19 protein-coding genes are annotated in these 16,147 nt (G+C 67.9%); 9 read left to right on the top strand and 10 right to left on the bottom strand.

The genetic code is table 11. From position 1 onward, the window contains the following. The first annotated feature begins 316 nt into the window (after window positions 1-316). Window positions 317-889 carry a dihydrofolate reductase family protein gene (locus IPZ69_RS00310; RefSeq protein WP_235451550.1) on the top strand — a complete coding sequence of 191 codons (573 nt, stop codon included), beginning with the start codon at window positions 317-319 and terminating at the stop codon, window positions 887-889. An 87-nt stretch (window positions 890-976) separates the two neighbouring features. On the opposite strand, the gene IPZ69_RS00305 is transcribed toward IPZ69_RS00310, so the two are convergent. Beyond that, the gene (locus IPZ69_RS00305) at window positions 977-1,756 is read right to left on the bottom strand and encodes a DUF427 domain-containing protein (protein ID WP_235451549.1); all 780 of its coding nucleotides are present in this window, start codon (window positions 1,754-1,756) and stop codon (window positions 977-979) included. Between the two features lie 950 nt (window positions 1,757-2,706). On the opposite strand from IPZ69_RS00305, the gene IPZ69_RS00300 reads away from it, so the two are divergent. Beyond that, the gene (locus IPZ69_RS00300) at window positions 2,707-3,567 is read left to right on the top strand and encodes a D-alanyl-D-alanine carboxypeptidase family protein (protein WP_235451548.1); all 861 of its coding nucleotides are present in this window, start codon (window positions 2,707-2,709) and stop codon (window positions 3,565-3,567) included. A gap of 260 nt (window positions 3,568-3,827) precedes the next feature. On the opposite strand, the gene IPZ69_RS00295 is transcribed toward IPZ69_RS00300, so the two are convergent. Continuing rightward, entirely contained in the window at window positions 3,828-4,487 is a 660-nt protein-coding gene (locus IPZ69_RS00295; RefSeq protein ID WP_235451547.1) for a hypothetical protein, read from the bottom strand. Window positions 4,488-4,748: 261 nt separating this feature from the next. Here IPZ69_RS00295 and IPZ69_RS00290 point away from each other — a divergent pair, with 261 nt between their 5' ends. Then, window positions 4,749-4,898, top strand: a complete 150-nt coding sequence (locus IPZ69_RS00290; RefSeq protein WP_235451546.1) for a hypothetical protein — start codon at window positions 4,749-4,751, stop codon at window positions 4,896-4,898. Between the two features lie 135 nt (window positions 4,899-5,033). Here the strand turns inward: IPZ69_RS00290 and IPZ69_RS00285 are convergent, their stop codons facing one another. The 4 genes from IPZ69_RS00285 to IPZ69_RS00270 form a co-directional block, all read right to left on the bottom strand. Next, window positions 5,034-5,564: a peroxiredoxin family protein gene (locus IPZ69_RS00285; RefSeq protein ID WP_235451545.1), complete on the bottom strand. Its 531-nt coding sequence runs from the start codon at window positions 5,562-5,564 to the stop codon at window positions 5,034-5,036. Between the two features lie 48 nt (window positions 5,565-5,612). After that, window positions 5,613-6,188 carry an RNA polymerase sigma factor gene (locus IPZ69_RS00280; protein WP_235451544.1) on the bottom strand — a complete coding sequence of 192 codons (576 nt, stop codon included), beginning with the start codon at window positions 6,186-6,188 and terminating at the stop codon, window positions 5,613-5,615. Between the two features lie 191 nt (window positions 6,189-6,379). Beyond that, window positions 6,380-7,804 (bottom strand): dihydrolipoyl dehydrogenase family protein, encoded by a 1,425-nt coding sequence (locus tag IPZ69_RS00275; RefSeq protein ID WP_235451543.1) that lies wholly within the window; start codon window positions 7,802-7,804, stop codon window positions 6,380-6,382. Further along, a complete protein-coding gene (locus IPZ69_RS00270) occupies window positions 7,797-7,994 on the bottom strand; it encodes a hypothetical protein (protein WP_235451542.1) in 198 nt (65 codons plus the stop codon). Before IPZ69_RS00270 ends, IPZ69_RS00275 begins: the two co-directional genes overlap by 8 nt. A 17-nt stretch (window positions 7,995-8,011) precedes the next feature. Here IPZ69_RS00270 and IPZ69_RS00265 point away from each other — a divergent pair, with 17 nt between their 5' ends. The 4 genes from IPZ69_RS00265 (at window position 8,012) to IPZ69_RS00250 (ending at window position 12,409) form a co-directional block, all read left to right on the top strand. Further along, window positions 8,012-8,446 carry a glutaredoxin domain-containing protein gene (locus tag IPZ69_RS00265; RefSeq protein ID WP_235451541.1) on the top strand — a complete coding sequence of 145 codons (435 nt, stop codon included), beginning with the start codon at window positions 8,012-8,014 and terminating at the stop codon, window positions 8,444-8,446. Window positions 8,447-9,110: 664 nt separating this feature from the next. Next, a complete protein-coding gene (locus IPZ69_RS00260) occupies window positions 9,111-9,605 on the top strand; it encodes a DUF3566 domain-containing protein (RefSeq protein WP_235451540.1) in 495 nt (164 codons plus the stop codon). 543 nt (window positions 9,606-10,148) lie between these two features. Further along, entirely contained in the window at window positions 10,149-11,171 is a 1,023-nt protein-coding gene (locus tag IPZ69_RS00255) for a glycoside hydrolase family 3 N-terminal domain-containing protein (RefSeq protein WP_235451539.1), read from the top strand. Window positions 11,172-11,428: 257 nt separating this feature from the next. After that, window positions 11,429-12,409: an alpha/beta fold hydrolase gene (locus tag IPZ69_RS00250; protein WP_235451538.1), complete on the top strand. Its 981-nt coding sequence runs from the start codon at window positions 11,429-11,431 to the stop codon at window positions 12,407-12,409. A 102-nt stretch (window positions 12,410-12,511) separates the two neighbouring features. Here the strand turns inward: IPZ69_RS00250 and IPZ69_RS00245 are convergent, their stop codons facing one another. Together IPZ69_RS00245 and IPZ69_RS00240 are read right to left on the bottom strand one after the other, a co-directional pair. Then, complete coding sequence (locus tag IPZ69_RS00245; protein ID WP_235451537.1) at window positions 12,512-12,736, bottom strand: hypothetical protein; 225 nt, start codon at window positions 12,734-12,736, stop codon at window positions 12,512-12,514. A 112-nt stretch (window positions 12,737-12,848) separates the two neighbouring features. After that, window positions 12,849-13,652, bottom strand: a complete 804-nt coding sequence (locus IPZ69_RS00240) for an SDR family NAD(P)-dependent oxidoreductase (RefSeq protein ID WP_235451536.1) — start codon at window positions 13,650-13,652, stop codon at window positions 12,849-12,851. Window positions 13,653-13,793: 141 nt separating this feature from the next. Between IPZ69_RS00240 and IPZ69_RS00235 the strand changes: the two genes are divergently transcribed. Continuing rightward, the gene (locus IPZ69_RS00235; RefSeq protein WP_235451535.1) at window positions 13,794-14,132 is read left to right on the top strand and encodes an iron chaperone; all 339 of its coding nucleotides are present in this window, start codon (window positions 13,794-13,796) and stop codon (window positions 14,130-14,132) included. A gap of 148 nt (window positions 14,133-14,280) precedes the next feature. Then, complete coding sequence (locus IPZ69_RS00230; RefSeq protein WP_235451685.1) at window positions 14,281-14,934, top strand: DNA alkylation repair protein; 654 nt, start codon at window positions 14,281-14,283, stop codon at window positions 14,932-14,934. Between the two features lie 73 nt (window positions 14,935-15,007). On the opposite strand, the gene IPZ69_RS00225 is transcribed toward IPZ69_RS00230, so the two are convergent. Both IPZ69_RS00225 and IPZ69_RS00220 read right to left on the bottom strand, forming a co-directional pair. Next, on the bottom strand, window positions 15,008-15,448 hold the full coding sequence (locus tag IPZ69_RS00225) for a DUF6086 family protein (protein WP_235451534.1): 441 nt from the start codon (window positions 15,446-15,448) through the stop codon (window positions 15,008-15,010). A gap of 76 nt (window positions 15,449-15,524) precedes the next feature. Next, entirely contained in the window at window positions 15,525-16,070 is a 546-nt protein-coding gene (locus tag IPZ69_RS00220) for a DM13 domain-containing protein (RefSeq protein ID WP_235451533.1), read from the bottom strand. Window positions 16,071-16,147 lie beyond the last annotated feature (77 nt).

Genomic DNA, 16,147 nt, shown 5'->3' with positions numbered 1-16,147 from the left:
GTCAGCGCTCACCAGGTGCGCCGCATGCGCGAGAGAAGCCACCAGCACCAGCACCGGCCCATCCGACAACTCTGTTTTTCTTGACAAATTTTTTTGTCGGTCCCATGCTGGGACCATGCTCGACGTCACTGAGCCTGGCTCGGTCTGGTCGAGCGCGCTGAGGAGCGACTCAAGGGCGGCGTGACCGGGCGGTCTACCGGGCGGTGGTCGGGGCGCTCCTGGCCGAGGCCTCGCGGACAGGAGCCGGTGCCTCAAGCACGGTCGAGGCACACACCGAGCAATCGAAAACCGGACACGAGACTTCAAGGAACCCCAGATGCGTACTCTGATCAGCACCGCATTCATGTCGCTCGACGGCGTCGTGGAATCCCCGGGTGGCGAAGCCGGCTACCGGAACGCTGGATGGACTTTCAAGGATGTCGAGTTCCTCCCCGAGGCATTCGAAATCAAGGGGAGGGAACAGCAGGAAGCCGCCGCGGTCTTGATGGGCCGGGTCAGCTACGAGGCGTTCAGCCCGGTGTGGCCGGACATGGAGGAGTTCGCCGACTACAAGGTGATGCCCAAGTACGTCGTCTCCACCACCCTCACCGAGGACAACCTGGTCTCGAACTGGGGCGAGACCACGATCCTGCGCTCGCTCGACGAGGTCGCCGCACTGAAGGAGACCGAGGGAGGCCCGATCATCGTCCACGGCAGTGCCTCCCTGAACCACAGCCTTTCGGACGCGGGTCTGATCGACCGCTACCACCTGCTGGTCTTCCCACTGCTGCTCGGCGCGGGCAAGCGTCTGTTCAGCGCCACGGACAAGGACACTCAGAAGCTGAAGCTGGTCGAGCACGAGCTCTACGCCAACGGGCTGCAGAAGAACGTCTTCGACGTAGTTCGTTGACGTGCGTGGGGCCGGCGGTCTGAGGCGATCCGCAGTCGGCCCGGGACGGCCGTGCCGTCGCCGGTCGACCGTCGGTGCCGTCCGCATTCAGTCCTTCGAGGCAGGGAAGAAGTGCGTCGTGGGACGCTCCAGGCGCTCGGAGTCCAGGAAGATGTCGACCTGTTCGTTGTAGAAGGCGACCAGTCCGGCGATCGGCATCAGCTGCCGCGTGGGGAAGTCGTAGGACCAGGCCAAGTCGGGATGGATCCGGTCGCCCGTACGGACGGACCAATAGCCGCTGGTGACGCCCTTGTACGGGCAGGCGGTCACCGTGTCGGTCGCCATGAGCTGCCGGAAGTCGATCTGCCCGCGGTCCAGGTAGTACCGCGTCGGGAGCCCCGTCTCGAACACCATCACCGATGAGGGGGCCTCGGCGAGGACGACTCCTTCGAGTTCGACGCGGATGGGACGCGTAGAACGCAGCGCGTCGACGCGTACGTACGGGTTGCGGGGATGGACGAAGACCTGTTCGTCCTCCTCGTACCACGCGTCCAGCGAGTCCCAGTCGAAGCGGACGGTTCCCGCCAGGCCCTCGATGGGGGAGTCGCGCAGCAGCTTGGCCGCGCGGGGACGGCGGATGTCGCCGAGCTGAAGGGCGTGTACCTCAACCGTGCCCCGGGCGCTGTGCTGGGTGCGGCCCTCGCTGACGAGCAGGTCGGGGTGGATGTCCTCAAGGGGGATGTAGTACTGCGGGTAGTAGCTCCACTCCCACACGTACCACGCGCGGGAGGTGTCGATGACGGTCTCCGAGGCCAGTACCGCGCGGATTCTCCGTGGTACCGGCTCCACGTGATTGACCGGGGCGATCATCGCCGGGTAGGCGGTCATGGGTGTCTCCTCTCGCTCGCCCGGCGTCGCGCGAGCGGTGGCGGCCGGGCCTTCATGTGTGGGGTCAGGCGTGGTGAAGAGCGATCGCACCACCAGTGTCAACCTCCACGGCCGACGCCGAGCCCAGCGTCTGGCCAGGCCGGAGATGCAGCTCAGCAAGAGAGTGAAGCCGGGAGTCGGTGGTACGGCCCGGAAACGGCCGTGGCCGGGTGTCGTCCAGGCGCTCGTGGCTGACGTTAGTGCGTGATGGGCGTTGCGGGCGCCGCCGACCGGCTGAGGTCAGCGTTCGGTAAGTTTCGGGCCCGATGTGTGGCGTATCGGTTACGAGACGTATTCATCGGCTCTTCGTCAGCCGGCTTGGGCGCGGACGGCTCGGTTCCTGAGCGGTCGGCCGCCGACGTTCGACCTTGTCGGCGCCCTGTTGCTTCCCGAGTCTGTCGTGCGCCTGGGCGCCCTTGACGCATCTGAGGCCGGAAGGTTTCCGATCATGACGAAACCCTGACGGACTGTTCCCATTCCTGTTTTTGCTGCCCTCGATGTTGTGAGATTTCAGCGCGGTCGGCGTGAGGCGAGGCCGGGCGTGACGAAGATCGGGGGAGTTGTGCGGAAAGGCGTGAGGCGGGGCCCTGGGTGTTCGCAGATGGTGAGTGAGTTCGTCATCGATCTGGCATGCCTGGGCGCTGACGGGATTTCACAGGAGCAGGTGTCGCGGCCCAAGGCGCTCTACAGACGCGGCGTTTGACCGTGCTTCGGCTTCGTGTTCCCGGTCGGCGGGCGGGCGCCGTCGCGGCGATCCGGTAGAGGCGCCTCGCGGCGGGGGCTTCCCGCTCGGGCATGCCGTGTGCCGCTCTGGCATGTCTCGCTTCCGGAACTCCCCTTCCCGGAGTCCGACTTATTCCTTTCATGAATTCGGAGCAACGACTGTGATACGTAGCATCCGTAGCGGGCGCATGAGCCTCGCCGTCGTCGGGACGACCGGCGCCGCCTTGGCCGCCGTTCCGGTGGTCACGCTGGCTCTCACCGCCGCGGTCGTCAAGCCCCCGTCCATCAGCGCCAAGGGTGCCTACCTCGCGGACGGCGAGAGCGGCAGTCAGTTGTTCGGGAAGGCCGCGGACATCAAGCGGCCGATGGCCTCCACCACCAAGGTGATGACCGTAGCCGTCGTCCTCGATACTCCCGGTCTGAACCTGAATCGCACGGTCATCGTCAAGCAGGCCTATCGGGACTACGTCGCTGCCCAGCACGCCAGCACCGCCGACCTGCGCACCGGCGACAAACTGAGCGTGCGTCAGCTCTTCTACGCGGCGCTACTGCCCTCCGGCAGCGACGCGGCGTACGCCTTGGCCGACACCTTCGGCAGCGGCTCGACGGTCTCGGCGCGCACGAAGTCGTTCATTGCGAAGATGAACCAGAAGGCCGCCTCACTCGGCATGACGAAGAGCAAGTTCGATTCGTTCGACGGCCTGTCCAGAGCGGGCAACAACTACACGACGCCGAAGGACTTGACGAAACTGGCCGCGTACACGGTCAAGAACGCGACCTTCCGTACGGTCGTGAAGTCCAAGGAGACCACGCAGACGGCGATCGCGAGCAACGGCCGTACCCGCACATACGCCTGGTACAACACCAACAAACTGCTCGGCTCCTACAAGGGCATCATCGGCATCAAGACCGGCACCGCCACCGCTTCGGGTCCTTGCCTGGTGTTCGCCGCGACTCGTGGCGACAGGACGCTGATCGGCACGGTCCTGAACGACGCGAAGCGCTACCCCGACGCCGTGAAGCTGCTCGATTACGGCTTCAAGTCGTAGTCCGGGAAAGCGATGTGCCCGCGTCCCACCACCGCCGGCGAGCGAGGCTTCACACCAACCCACCTGAACAGCGGAATTCGAGATTGCGGAGGCTCAGAGTCGTGATCGAGCTGGGCCGGGTCGCGGCTCACGACACCATGCGGCTCAGGTGAGCCGGCACCACTGCACCGGCCAGGGGAAGGAAGCCGAAGGCCCCGGCCGGGACACGATGCTTCCAGCCGGGGCCTCCGCCATGTTGTGTGCGCATCAGTTGTGGATCTCTAGCCGACCGGCAGACCCATGAACTTCGCCGGAGCCAGCTCAAGGAACTTCGACATCGCGGTGTCCAGCCGGGTCGCCTCAGGGGTACCGGACTCGGCCGCCAAGCTACGGAACGTCAGTTCCAGGACCCGGTCACCCTCGCGAACCAGGAGAGTGGTGATCTGGGCCCGCTGCCCGACCGGACCAGCGAGCATCGTGCGCATCAATGCCTCGTCACCGAACCTCCGCTCCACCTGGAGCGGCTCGCTCCGATCCTCGGCCGGTTCCACCACCTGAACAGAAATCTCCTGATCGCCGATGCTGATCGTCCAGGCGGCGCACTGGGCGTACACCTGTCGCATGTCAGCCATCCAGGTCGCGGCCGCCCCCGCCGCCCGCTCCGAGACCCCCTCGTCGACGACGATCGAGGAGTCGGCGTTCGCGAACGAGGTCCTGACCTCCTCCCTCGCGGGCTTGTCGGTGAACGCCCGGTTCAGCAGAGCCGTGCTTTCCGGGGTCGGGCCGGTCATCGGCGGCGGGTCTTCGTCGGACGACGGTGAGGCCAACTCGGTGAAATCGTCGAGGCCCGCCTTGGCCGGATCCGAGGCCCCGATCAGCAGCCGCTCAAGGTCCCCATACCGGGCGGTCGAGGACGATGACGACTCCTCGGATGTGCTCACAAGTCTCCCCTTTATCAAGCGACGGATGGTATGTGGTGGGCACCGTGTCCCCGTCGACTGCCAGTTGCCACCGACGGAGGCGACTATGTTCAAACTCGCTCTTCCCGCGACCGGCGGATGCCCCGGACCGTGATCAGTCCTCGCAGGTCCGGTTCCGCATCCTGGGGCACCCGATGCACCTCCCGCCCGGATCGTACGGACGAGCGCCTCGCACACGCCGGGGAATCCGCGAATCCGTGATCATCGATACGGTAGACGATCTTGAGTTTCGACAACCGCCAAGGGGCCCTGCTGTCGGGTCAGTTCGTCACGGCGGCCAAAGATCGCGTGACCCTCACGCAGGGCGACCCGGAGTTCGAAGCCCAGGCCGGCCCACGCCTGCGTGCACGTACGGACTCCGCCTCGCAGTGACAGCGACACATCATGACCGTCCAGCATCCCGAGGACGCTTCCGCCTCCCCCGCCCAGCGGCACCGGGCGGCGCGAGCAGCCGCGACTGCGCGATCGCCGGCGACTCACCTTGATTCGCCGACGACATGAGACGACTCACCTGTCGGGCGCAGCGCTCCCCGGTTGGGGATACGCAGCGAGGCCATCGCCCTGCTCGATCCGCCCCGGGGCGCGCAGGGAGACAAGAGCCGCGGTGATTGCTTTCCTGTCGAGGCCGCCGGTCGGCATGGTGGCGCCGTGGGCGTGGCGGACGATGCCTTGGGAGTCGATCAGGATGCTGCCGGATTGCTGCATCGAACCGAACATCTTCCTGCTCAGGCCGATCATCTCGTGCGGGGTACCGCTGCGGCCGGTGAGAACGGTGAACGGGATCCGGTGTCTCGCCTTCCACGCGGCCGCCGTCTCCCGGTCCTCGGGCACGGCCAGCAGCACATGGACACCGGCGGCCGCCAACTCCTCAGCGCTCTGGGCGAGTCCGCGGACATGACGGTTGCACACGGGACAGGATGTCGACCGCAGGAAGTAGAGCAGCACCGCGTGCTTGCCCCGGTAGTCGGAGAGGCGGACGGTCTGCCCCGCGGTGTCCTCCAGCATCATCTGCGGGGCCGGCGATCCGGATGTGAGCATGGCGAAGCTTCCTTTCGCGCTGGGGTTGTGAACAGCAGTCGGTTCGGGTCACACACGCGTGGCTGCGGCGCCGATGAGGTCTTCGCTGCCCTCGGCCGCACCCCGCAAGCTGAGCCGGAGCGCGGTCCGGGCCCGGTGCAGTTGGGACTTCATCGCCGGGGTGCTCAGACCGAGCGCCTCGGCGACCGTGCGTCCCGGGTGGCCCAGCGCGTCGCGCATGATCAGCACGCGGCGCTGGAGGTCCGGCAACGCCCGGATCGCCTGCGCGACGCGCTCGGCCTCCAGCCGTGCGAGGACCTCGTCCTCGGCCGACGGCGCGGCGCCGGCACCACGCTCGACGTCGTGGTCGAGCAGCCGTTGGACACGGCGCAGGCACTCGTGCTTGACGATGCGGAACATCCAGGAGGCGAGCGCCGCGGAGGCGCGCAGAGTACCGATCCTGCGATAGAGGACGATCAGCGCTTCCTGCGCCGCATCCTCGGCGTCCTGCGGAGACGCGCACAGATGCTGGGCGAAGCTCCGCACGTGCGGGTGTACGTCGTGCACCAGGGCGGCGATCGCGTCCGCGTCGCCGCCCTGAGCGGCCTCGATCAGTTGCTCACTCGCCCAACCGCGGTCAACCACGGCCACCTCCGCACTGGCGCAGCGCATCCATCCCGCTTCTCCCTCCTGGTGCCACGGTAATGTCCATAAGAGGCCCGGGGACCGCGAAAGGATTCACCTGGGCCCGGAGGCTACGCGCCGGCAACCGCTCCAGCGGATCACCGGCCCAGGCGGCAGCCACGCGGACGTGCCCCGCGCGACCGGTCCGATGCTCAGCCCCTGTACGTCTCCAGCAACCGCAGCCAGACTTCGCTGACCGTCGGATAGGCCGGTACCGCGTGCCACAGCCGGTCCATCGGGACCTCGCCGGCGATCGCGACCGTCGCCGCGTGGATGAGTTCGCCGACACCCGGGCCGACGAACGTGACGCCGAGCAGGGTCTCCCGGTCGAGGTCGACGACCATGCGGGCCCGGCCCGTATAGCCGTCGGCGTAGAGGCCGGAGCCCGCGACGTTCGCGAGGTCGTAGTCGACGGCGCGCACTCGGTGGCCCGCCGCCTCGGCCTCGGCGAGCGTGAGACCCGCGCTGGCCGCCTCCGGGTCGGTGAAGACGACCTGGGGGACGGCCCCGTGGTCGGCCGTCGCCACGTGGGCAGCCCAGCGGTCCGTTGCCAGGAGCGGGACTCCCGCGGCGCGCGCGGTGATCGCGGCGCCCGCCTGGCGGGCCTGGTACTTGCCCTGGTGGGTGAGGAGCGCGCGGCGGTTGACGTCGCCGACGGCGTAGAGCCACTCGCTGCCCTCGACGCGCAGGGTGTCGTCGACGCTCAGCCATGAGCCCGGCTCCAGGCCCACGGACTCCAGGCCGATGTCGTCGGTCCGCGGGGCGCGGCCCGTCGCGAAGAGGATCTCGTCCGCCTCCAGCGTCGAACCGTCGTCGAGAGTGACCGAGACGGTGGCGCCGTTGCGCTCGACGGCAGTCACGGACACGCTGGTGCGCACGTCGGCACCCGCCTCGCGCAGCGCGTCCGTGGCCAACTCCCCGGCGAACGGCTCCATGCGGCTCAACAGGCCGTTCTCGCGCACCAGGAGCGTCACCTGTGACCCGAGTGCCTGCCAGGCCGTGGCCATCTCGGTGCCGACGACGCCACCGCCGACCACCACGAGCCGGGCGGGCACATGGTCGGCGCTGGTGGCCTCGCGACTGGTCCACGGCTTGGCGTCGGCGAGGCCCGGCAGGCTCGGCAGGGCCGCACGAGTGCCGGTGCAGACGGCGACGGCATGCCGGGCGCTGAGCGTGGTGACGGTGCCGTCGGCGGCGGTCACCGTGACCGTCCGCGGTCCGGCGAGCCGGCCGTGGCCGCGGTACAGGTCGGCGCCTATGGACTCGATCCAGGCGACCTGGCCGTCGTCCTTCCAGTGGGAGGCGTAGTTGTCGCGGTGGGCGAGCACGGCGGCGGTGTCGAGGGGGCCCTGGACGGCATGGCACAGGCCGGGGACGCGGCGCGCGTCCGCCCGTGCGATCACCGGGCGCAGCAGTGCCTTGCTGGGCATGCACGCCCAGTACGAACATTCTCCGCCGGCGAGTTCGCTCTCCACGATCGCCGTGCTCAGTCCGCCGGACCGTGCCCGGTCAGCGACGTTCTCGCCGACGGGTCCCGCTCCCAGCACCACAACGTCGTATGCAATGGCTTCAGTCATGCGGACGAGTCTGGCCGTGCGGGCACATGGACAGGTGGCGGATCTCCTTACGGTTCGTGGACATCGCAGTCCTGATGGGGGACTTGGGCCGGGCCACATCGGGGAGTGCGTCCACGGAGAGCATGACGAACATGCCGCCGTTGACCACCACACCGCCGACGATGCCGGCCGCGGCGCCGTGGCAACTCATCGATACCCTGCGCCTTCATGAAGCGCGCTTGGATCTCGCCGATGCTGCTGGTGCTCTGCGGCTCAGTCGTCGCGACTGGGCTGATCCTCAGGGGAAACCTCGGTGCTGCCGCACCACTCCTTTTCGTGTTCGTGCCGCTCGCGGTCGTGAACTCGCCTCTGCTCTTCCCGAGGTCGATCGGCGCGCTGGAGGCACAGAGCCGCAGCGCCGTCGACGGCCGGCCGGTCGTCTTCTGGCGGCCGGGCTGCCCGTACTGCCTGCGACTGCGCATCCGGTTGGGCCGTAGCGCCCACCGGTTGCATTGGGTCAACATCTGGCGTGACCCTGCCGGAGCGGCAGTGGTGAGAGCCGCCAACGAGGGCAATGAGACCGTGCCTACCGTCGTCGTGGCGGGCCGGCCGTATACCAACCCCGATCCTGCATGGGTGCGTGAGCAGCTCTCCTCCGCGTGACACAGCGCCGCGCGCCATTGCGACAACGGCGCCAGGGCGCTGTCTCGCGCCACGCGCCACGGCGGCCCGGGGCCCGGGGCCCGGGCCGACCTTGGCGGGGCGGCCCCGTACGCCCCCGCTGGCCTGCATCTTCGCCCCCTGACTCACCCGTCTGAGGGTGCACGATGGCAAAAAGGTCTATACCGTCTTTTTGTGGACGGCAGGCCTCAAAGGTCGACTGCTGTGGTCGATGGAGGGCCGTTCGACGGGGGATGGTGCGACCAAGCTGCCAGGCCGACGGGAGACACGCATGAGCCGTGCCAAGCGCAGGATCCGCAGCACCGGCCACGGACAGGCGACACCGACGCAAGGCGGTGGCCTTCGCCGCTCTTGGGAGAAGGGGGCGGCTGAATTCCAGCGGATAGTGCTGCCCCCCGATGAGCGGGCGGGGCGAGTGGAGCAGGACGGCGTTCGTGCGTACACGGACCCCGCACCACCCGCACCTGTGCATCCGCCGCCGGTGGAGCCGGCCCCGAGCCCCGTCCACGAGCCCCAGCCCGTCGCGGCCGACAGGTCCGAGCCGGCACTCGGCACCCGGAGTCACCCGACACCGTTCGATGGGCCTCCCACGCCCGGCCCGCACACGAAGCGGCTGCGCATATCCGAAGGTGAACCCTGGTCGGTGATGGTGGCGAGCTTCCTGCTCCTGGCCGGACTCGGCGTGGTCGCGATCGCCACCACGATCGTCGTCTGCATCATGCTGGAGGTCATGGCCCCGAACGCACTGCCGTCGCTGACCACCGTCCTGACCATCGTGTTCGGCATCGTCACCCTGGAAGTCGTCCTGGGCACATGCCTGGCGGCGCTGTGCACGTTCATCTACAACCTCTCGGCGCAGTACAAAGGCGGTGTCGAAGTCGCCCTGACCGACGACCTCACCGATCCGACCCCGGCCGCCGCACAGGTGTTCCTGCAACTGGCCCGGGCCCGTGTCCGCACCCGTCGCCACCTGCGAAAGCACACCCCGCCCTGGGTCTCCGACGCCGTAGGACGCCTGCCCGCAGGCCGCCGTATTCGGAATGGCGGAACCCACTCCCCGAGGGCTCAGCAGGCGGCCGACGCGCCGGGGCAGACGACCGACGGCCGCGACACGCCGGGGGAAGTCTCCGACACGGCCTGATCGCCGTCCGTCAGCCCTCTCGCCGTCCGCCAGCCCTTCGGCTGAAGTCGACCCCTGAGATGTGGAGTTGGAGTCCGGCTTGCCCAGGGCCAGTGGGCCGGTCGGCCCGTCCGGACGGGCGGATCTCCACCGTGGATGCCGAATTGGCCGCAGCCGCACTGCCGGAACCCCTGTATCAGCAGGACTTGTACGACGTCGCTGTGCCGCGCGCACCAGGTCCGCGACAGCAGAGGCACATGCCGTCGGATGGATGTACGTTTGGAGGTACTGGCTGCGTGACCGCTGTCGACGGCTGGGCAAGGGGCGCCCGGTCGGTGGTAAACGCAGCGGAAGGGGCTCCGCATGACATCGCGGCAGGCGCCATCCCATGGCCCGAGAGGGAAGCGGGCCGTCTGGCCCGTTCCGCTGCTCACGCTCTCGCTGGCGGCCGCAGGCCTGGGCGGTGCTTATACCTCGCACGCTGCGGCCGTATCGGAAGCACCCGCTTCGGCAACCGGGAGCACGACAGCGACCACGACCTGCGTGGACAAGGTCTTCGGTGCAATGACGGGGTCGCAGCGAGTCGGTCAGCTCTTCATGGGCGCCGTCGCCGCCTCGAATCCGGACCAGGCGCGGATCCAGGTTCTGCGCCAGTACCATGTCGGGTCGGTCTTCCTGGCCGGACGGAGCAAGTCCGGTACGAAGGCGACCAGGACCCTCGTCAACAGCCTTCAGGCGAAAGCCGACACCGTGTCGGGGCACCGGGTTGGCCTGCTGGTCTCCACCGACCAGGAGGGCGGCCAGGTGCAGGTGCTGTCCGGTCCCGGGTTCTCGACCATGCCGAGCGCGCTGGTGCAGGGAACCTGGTCGACCACGAAGCTCCGTACTCAGGCCGCCGCGTGGGCGAATCAACTCAAGTCTGCCGGTGTGAATTTGAACCTCGCTCCCGTCGCGGACGTCGTCCCGGCCAGCTTGGGCAGGAACAACGCTCCGATCGGCCGGTACGACCGCGAGTTCGGCCACACGGCCGCGACGGTGACGCCCCACAGCAACGCGTTCGCTGCCGGCTTCGCCCAGTCCAACGTACTGGCCACGCTCAAGCACTTTCCTGGACTCGGCTACGTCCGTGGCAACACCGACACCACGGCGAACGTGGTGGACTCGGTGACGACGAGCAGGAGTTCGAGCATCACCCCGTTCAGCTCCGGGATCAAGGCGGGCGCACCCTTCGTCATGATCTCGCTGGCCACGTACAGCAAGATCGACCCGAAGCATCGGGCCGTGTTCTCCTCCACGGTGATCCAGGGACTGCTCCGCAAGACACTCGGCTTCAAGGGCGTGGTGATCTCGGACGACCTCGGGAACGCGGTGGCGGTGAAGGCCGTGTCCCCGGCGAGCCGCGCCGTGAACTTCCTGTCCGCTGGCGGGGACTTGGTCCTGACCGTCGAGCCGAACCTGGTCCCGGCCATGGCCAAGGCAGTGCAGACCCGGATGGCGCAGAACGCGACCTTCCGCGCGCAGGTGAACCAGAGTGTGCACCGCGTCCTGACCGCCAAGCAGAAGGTGGGTCTGCTGTACTGCGGCTGACCTCGGCACCTGCGGAATGCTGCAACGGTCCGCAGGGCATGACGGGAACCCCACCTCGCCCTGGGGTCGGATTGGCCCCCAACAGCAGGCAGCGCCGCTCAGGGCTGAGCTTGCTGAATCGGCAAACGGCGTCGCCTCCTCGGCAGAGTCCTGCGCATGATCGGCGGTGAGCCGGCGGACCGGTGGAACCAGCCGTCCTGGCGCACGGCAGACCCACGGTCCTGCACGGCAGACCCGCGGTCCTGGAGGAGGGGCACATGTCACAGAGCGTCGCCGAGATCACCCACCGGTTGGTCTCCTCGCCGGGCGGCCGGATTCACCTCGCGGAGCAGGGAACCGGGCCGCTGGTGCTGCTCGTTCACGGCTTCCCGGAATCCTGGTACTCCTGGCGCCACCAGCTGCCCGTACTCGCCGCGGCGGGATACCGTGCGGTCGCCGTCGATGTCCGGGGGTACGGCCGCTCTTCCAAGCCGGTCGCGACAGACGCGTACCGGATGCTGAACTTGGTGGAGGACAACGTCTCGGTGGTGCACGGCCTGGGCGAAGAGTCGGCGGTGGTGATCGGCCACGACTGGGGCGCGCCCATCGCAGCGACCTCCGCTCTGCTCAGGCCGGATGTCTTCCGCGCGGTGGGGCTGTTGAGTGTTCCCTACACCCCGCGGGGCGGGCCCCGGCCCAGCGATGTCTTCGCTCAGATGGGTGGGGACGAGGAGTTCTACGTCTCGTACTTCCAGGAGACGGGCCGCGCCGAGGCCGAGATCGAACCCGATGTACGCGGCTGGCTCGCGGGCTTCTTCGCGGCCCTGTCCGCCGACACCATGCCCGCACCCGGCGCTCCCGCTCCGCAATTCGTCAGCAAGGAAGGGACGTTGCGTGACCGGTTCCCCGCCGGTCGGCTGCCCGCCTGGCTCAGCGAGCGGGATCTCGACGTCTACGCAGGGGAGTTCGAACGCACCGGCCTTACCGGAGCCCTCAACCGCTATCGGAACATGGACCGTGACTGGGAGGACCTGGCCGCCTTCGACGGCGCCCCCATCACCCAGCCGTCCCTGTTCATCGGCGGCAGCCTGGACGTCTCTACGACCTGGCTGGCCGACGCGATCAAGGCGTACCCGGTCACACTGCCGGGACTCGTCTCCTCCCACATCCTCGACGACTGCGGCCACTGGATCCAGCAGGAACGCCCCGCCGAGGTCAACCGAATCCTGACCGAGTGGCTCGCCGCCCTGCCCGTCTGACGCGTGCGTTTGCCCCGCCCAGAGCTGCCAGGCGGTGGTGCAGCCCTGGGTCCGTAACCCGCCTGCTCCGTCAGCAGATCGGATGGAGCCGGAAACGCGGCTTTACGCGGCCTGGTCGGTTCTTGGGCGGGATCTCCACTCACGGCGCAGGACGAAGGCCCGCAGCACCGCGATCGCGAGAAACACGAAACCGAAGGCGGCTCTTTGCCACTCTCCGGCAACGGCGAACCCGTAAAAGGCGAGGCCGGTGAAGACGAGGCAGACGGAGATGAGCAGAGGTTCGCGGATCCAGAACGGCAGGACACGAAGAATCAGGTTGATCAACATCGGGCAAGTCGATCAGGCGCGTGACCTTCGACGCAGTGGTGGAAGCCACAGTTCCGGAGGGGAAAGCGTCGGGCTGTGAGTTGGGGGTTTGCCTGGTGAGTTCCGCCCTTCGTCACGCCTGCTCGGCGGTGAGTCGGCCGACGGCTCGGATGACCTGCCGTCGGGTGGCCAGACGGCGGGCGAGGACGGCCATCACCCGGTTCATGCGTCCCGCGATGACGCTGGGTGGCGGGTTCCGGCGGTCGAGGGCGGTCAGGGCGGTGTGGACGACATCGACAGGGGAGGCGAGTTTGGTCCCGCCGGCGGCCCGGTCGGTGCCCACGACGTCGAAGAACTCGGTACGGGTGGCGCCGGGGGAGAGGGCCAGTACCCGCAGGCCGGTGCCGCGGGACTCCTCCCACAGCGCCTCGGTGAGGCTCAATACGAACGCCTTGGTCGCCCCGTAGAGCGCCATCCGGGGGTTGGGCTGGTAGGCGGCCATGCTCGCCACGTTGACCAGCACCCCGCGGCCGGCCGTCCGCAGCTGTTCGATGAAGGCGCGGCTGATGTCGGCCACGGCGGTCACGTCGACGGCGATCTCGCGGCGCAGCCGCTCCGGATCCGCTTGGTGGAAGGCACCGAAGGAGGCGAACCCGGCGTTGTTGATCACGCTGGTGACGTGCAGGCCGAGTGGTTCCAGCCGCTCGATCAGCGCCTGCCCGGGGTTTCCGGTGGCCAGATCGAGGGCCAGCACGTGCACCTCGATCCCGTGGTGCCTGCGCAGCTCGGCGGCCAGCTTCTCCAAGCGGTCCTTGCGGCGGGCTACCAGCACCAGGTCGGAGCCGCGGGCGGCGAGCTGGCGGGCGAACTCGGCGCCGAGACCCGCGCTGGCGCCGGTGATCAGGGTGGTCTGGCCGTTGTAGTCGACGGCTGTCATGGCTCTCTCCTCAGTACAGTCACTGCCTATCTGGCAGTTAATGCCAAGTAGGCGGCTGCTGTCCAGTGGGGGGAGAGCCTTGGGTCCGCCGGTAAGCGGGCAGTAGTGGGAAAGCGCTCAGTGGTGGGCCACACTGTGGTGGTGGACCAGGAAGTCAGGGACTACATCGACGCCATTCCCGCCGAGCACCGCCCCCTCTTCGACCGGCTGCACCGGCTGATCTTGGAGGCCCAGCCTCAAGCGGCCGTGATCATCTCCTACAAGATGCCGACCTATCAGGTCGGTAAGCGCAGGCTCCACGTCGGCGTGTGGCGGCACGGGGTGTCGGTCTACGGGCAAAATGGTCGCGACGCCGGTTTCGCTTCCCGCCACCCCGCGCTCATCTCGGGCAAGTCGACCATCCGGCTACGGCCGGAGGACGCCGCTTCCATCCCGGACGATGAATTCCGCGACCTGGCGCGAGCCGCATTGGAACCCTGAATGACGCGTGGCTTCAGTGCTCTGATTGCCGCCGAACCCGCGCATACGACAGGGAGCCGGCTTCCGTCGTAGATTGAGTCGCGCACGTGGTGGACAGGAGGCTGAGGTGGCCGATAAGGCGCTGACCGAGACGACGGTTGCCCAGGTGATGGCCGAGCTGGCCCAGCTTGAGGACCCGAAGACACGCCAGGTGAACGAGAAGCACGGCGACGATCATGGCGTGAACCTCAGCAAGCTGCGTGCGCTCGCGAAGCGGTTGAAGACGCAGCAGGAACTCGCGTGCCGGCTCTGGGAGACGGGCGACACCGCGGCGAGACTGCTGGCGATCCTGATCTGCCGCCCGAAGGCGTTCGAGCGTGACGAGTTGGACGTCATATTGCGCCAGGCGCGCACGCCGAAGGTGCACGACTGGCTCGTGAACTACGTGGTGAAGAAGAACCCGCACTCCGAAGAGCTGCGCCTGATCTGGTTCGCCGACCCGGATCCCGTGGTGGCGAGTGCCGGCTGGGCATTGACCACCGAACGCGTGGCGAAGAAGCCGGAGGGCCTCGACCTCGCTGGACTGCTCGACGTCATCGAGGCGGAGATGAAAGACGCTCCGGATCGCCTGCAGTGGGCGATGAACCATTGCCTGGCCCAGATCGGGATCGAACACGCCGAGCACCGCATGCGTGCAGTCGACATCGGCGAGCGCCTGGAGGTGCTCAAGGACTACCCGACCTCCCCGGGATGTACGTCACCGTTCGCGCCCATCTGGATCACCGAGATGGTGCGCCGCCAGGACGACAAGCCGGTGGCCTGAGCGGCGGCGTCCGGAGGCGACGTCCAACAGTGCGTGGGGACAGCGATCGGGCTGTTGCACGCGGCTGCTCTGCTCAGCGGGGCATGCGCTGCTCCAACTCCCGTGCCTTCGCGCGCAATCCCGACCCCCAGGAGTCCCCGGCGGTCGGCGCGGACATTCCTGTGACGGCGGAAACCTGCACGTCCTGGAGTGGGCCTGTCGGGGTGGCACCCAGTTGTGCCCAGTCCACCCTGATTCCGGCGCGCTCTGCAAGAGCGAGCACGGTGGCGGTGAAGCCTTCGGAGAGCGCGAGAATGATGGTGTGGCTCGTTCTACGATGCTGAGCCAGGAGGGCGTTGACGAAGGTCTCGAAGGCCACGGGGTCGATCTGGCACTCGTCGTTCTCCATCGGCCCGATGCCCGAAGCCAGCTCCAACTCCGCCTCGAAGACAGCCACTTGGCGCTGGAACAAACGGGCAGCCCCGTTGGACGGGTTCCATAGGGTCTCGTCGCCCATGTCGAGGTACTGACTCATCGCGGCACCTTTCAGTTGATCACGACGGGTCAGCGTAGCCAGTTGGATCACCACCGTCGCAGGTATTTCGTCCCGCCTACGCGGCCACCTTCGAGAGCTCCGCGGCGCCGAACGAGACGTCGAAGCGGTTGCACCAGATGCTGACGCTGGAGTACTTGTCCAGGTCGGCGTCCGCGGGCAGGGCGTAATTCTGCTCGCCCTTGTTGCCCTTGAGCTTGCCGAGACTGACGTATGCGCCGTTGTCGAAGACGCGCCAGCCGCCCACTCCCTCCTTGACGGGCGCGTCGGTCAGCCAGACGCGTAGGTCGGGTCCGTTGCTGGTGTCCAGGGCCTCCAGGCGGAGGGTGCGGGAGCCGTCCGCAAGCTCGATGATCTTCACCGTGCCCTTGGTGGAGTGCTCATGGCTGATGAACGTGCCGGTGGCCAAGGTCTTGAGAGCGGCGGCGGAGTCCTGGGACGCCCCAGGGACGGACCGAGCCGCCGCTACGGGCAGCTTGTCGTGAACGGTCTCGTCCACCCACAGCTTCCACGGTTGGAACCAGTACGCGCCGACCGCGAGCGCGACCGCGGTGACCGCAAGGCCGATCATGAAGATGGGCTTCCTGACCAGTGATCTCTTCATGGGCCCATTGAAGCGGCGTTGGAGCGTGAGCGGTGGGGTCGGCGGGTGACGGAAGTCTTACGTCGGCAGCTGTGGCT

Source organism: Streptomyces olivochromogenes (assembly GCF_021538895.1).
Classification (GTDB): Bacteria; Actinomycetota; Actinomycetes; order Streptomycetales; family Streptomycetaceae; genus Streptomyces; species Streptomyces olivochromogenes_A.
The sequence above is the reverse complement of the archived record's forward strand: the minus strand, read 5'-3'. Positions and strand labels throughout refer to the sequence as shown.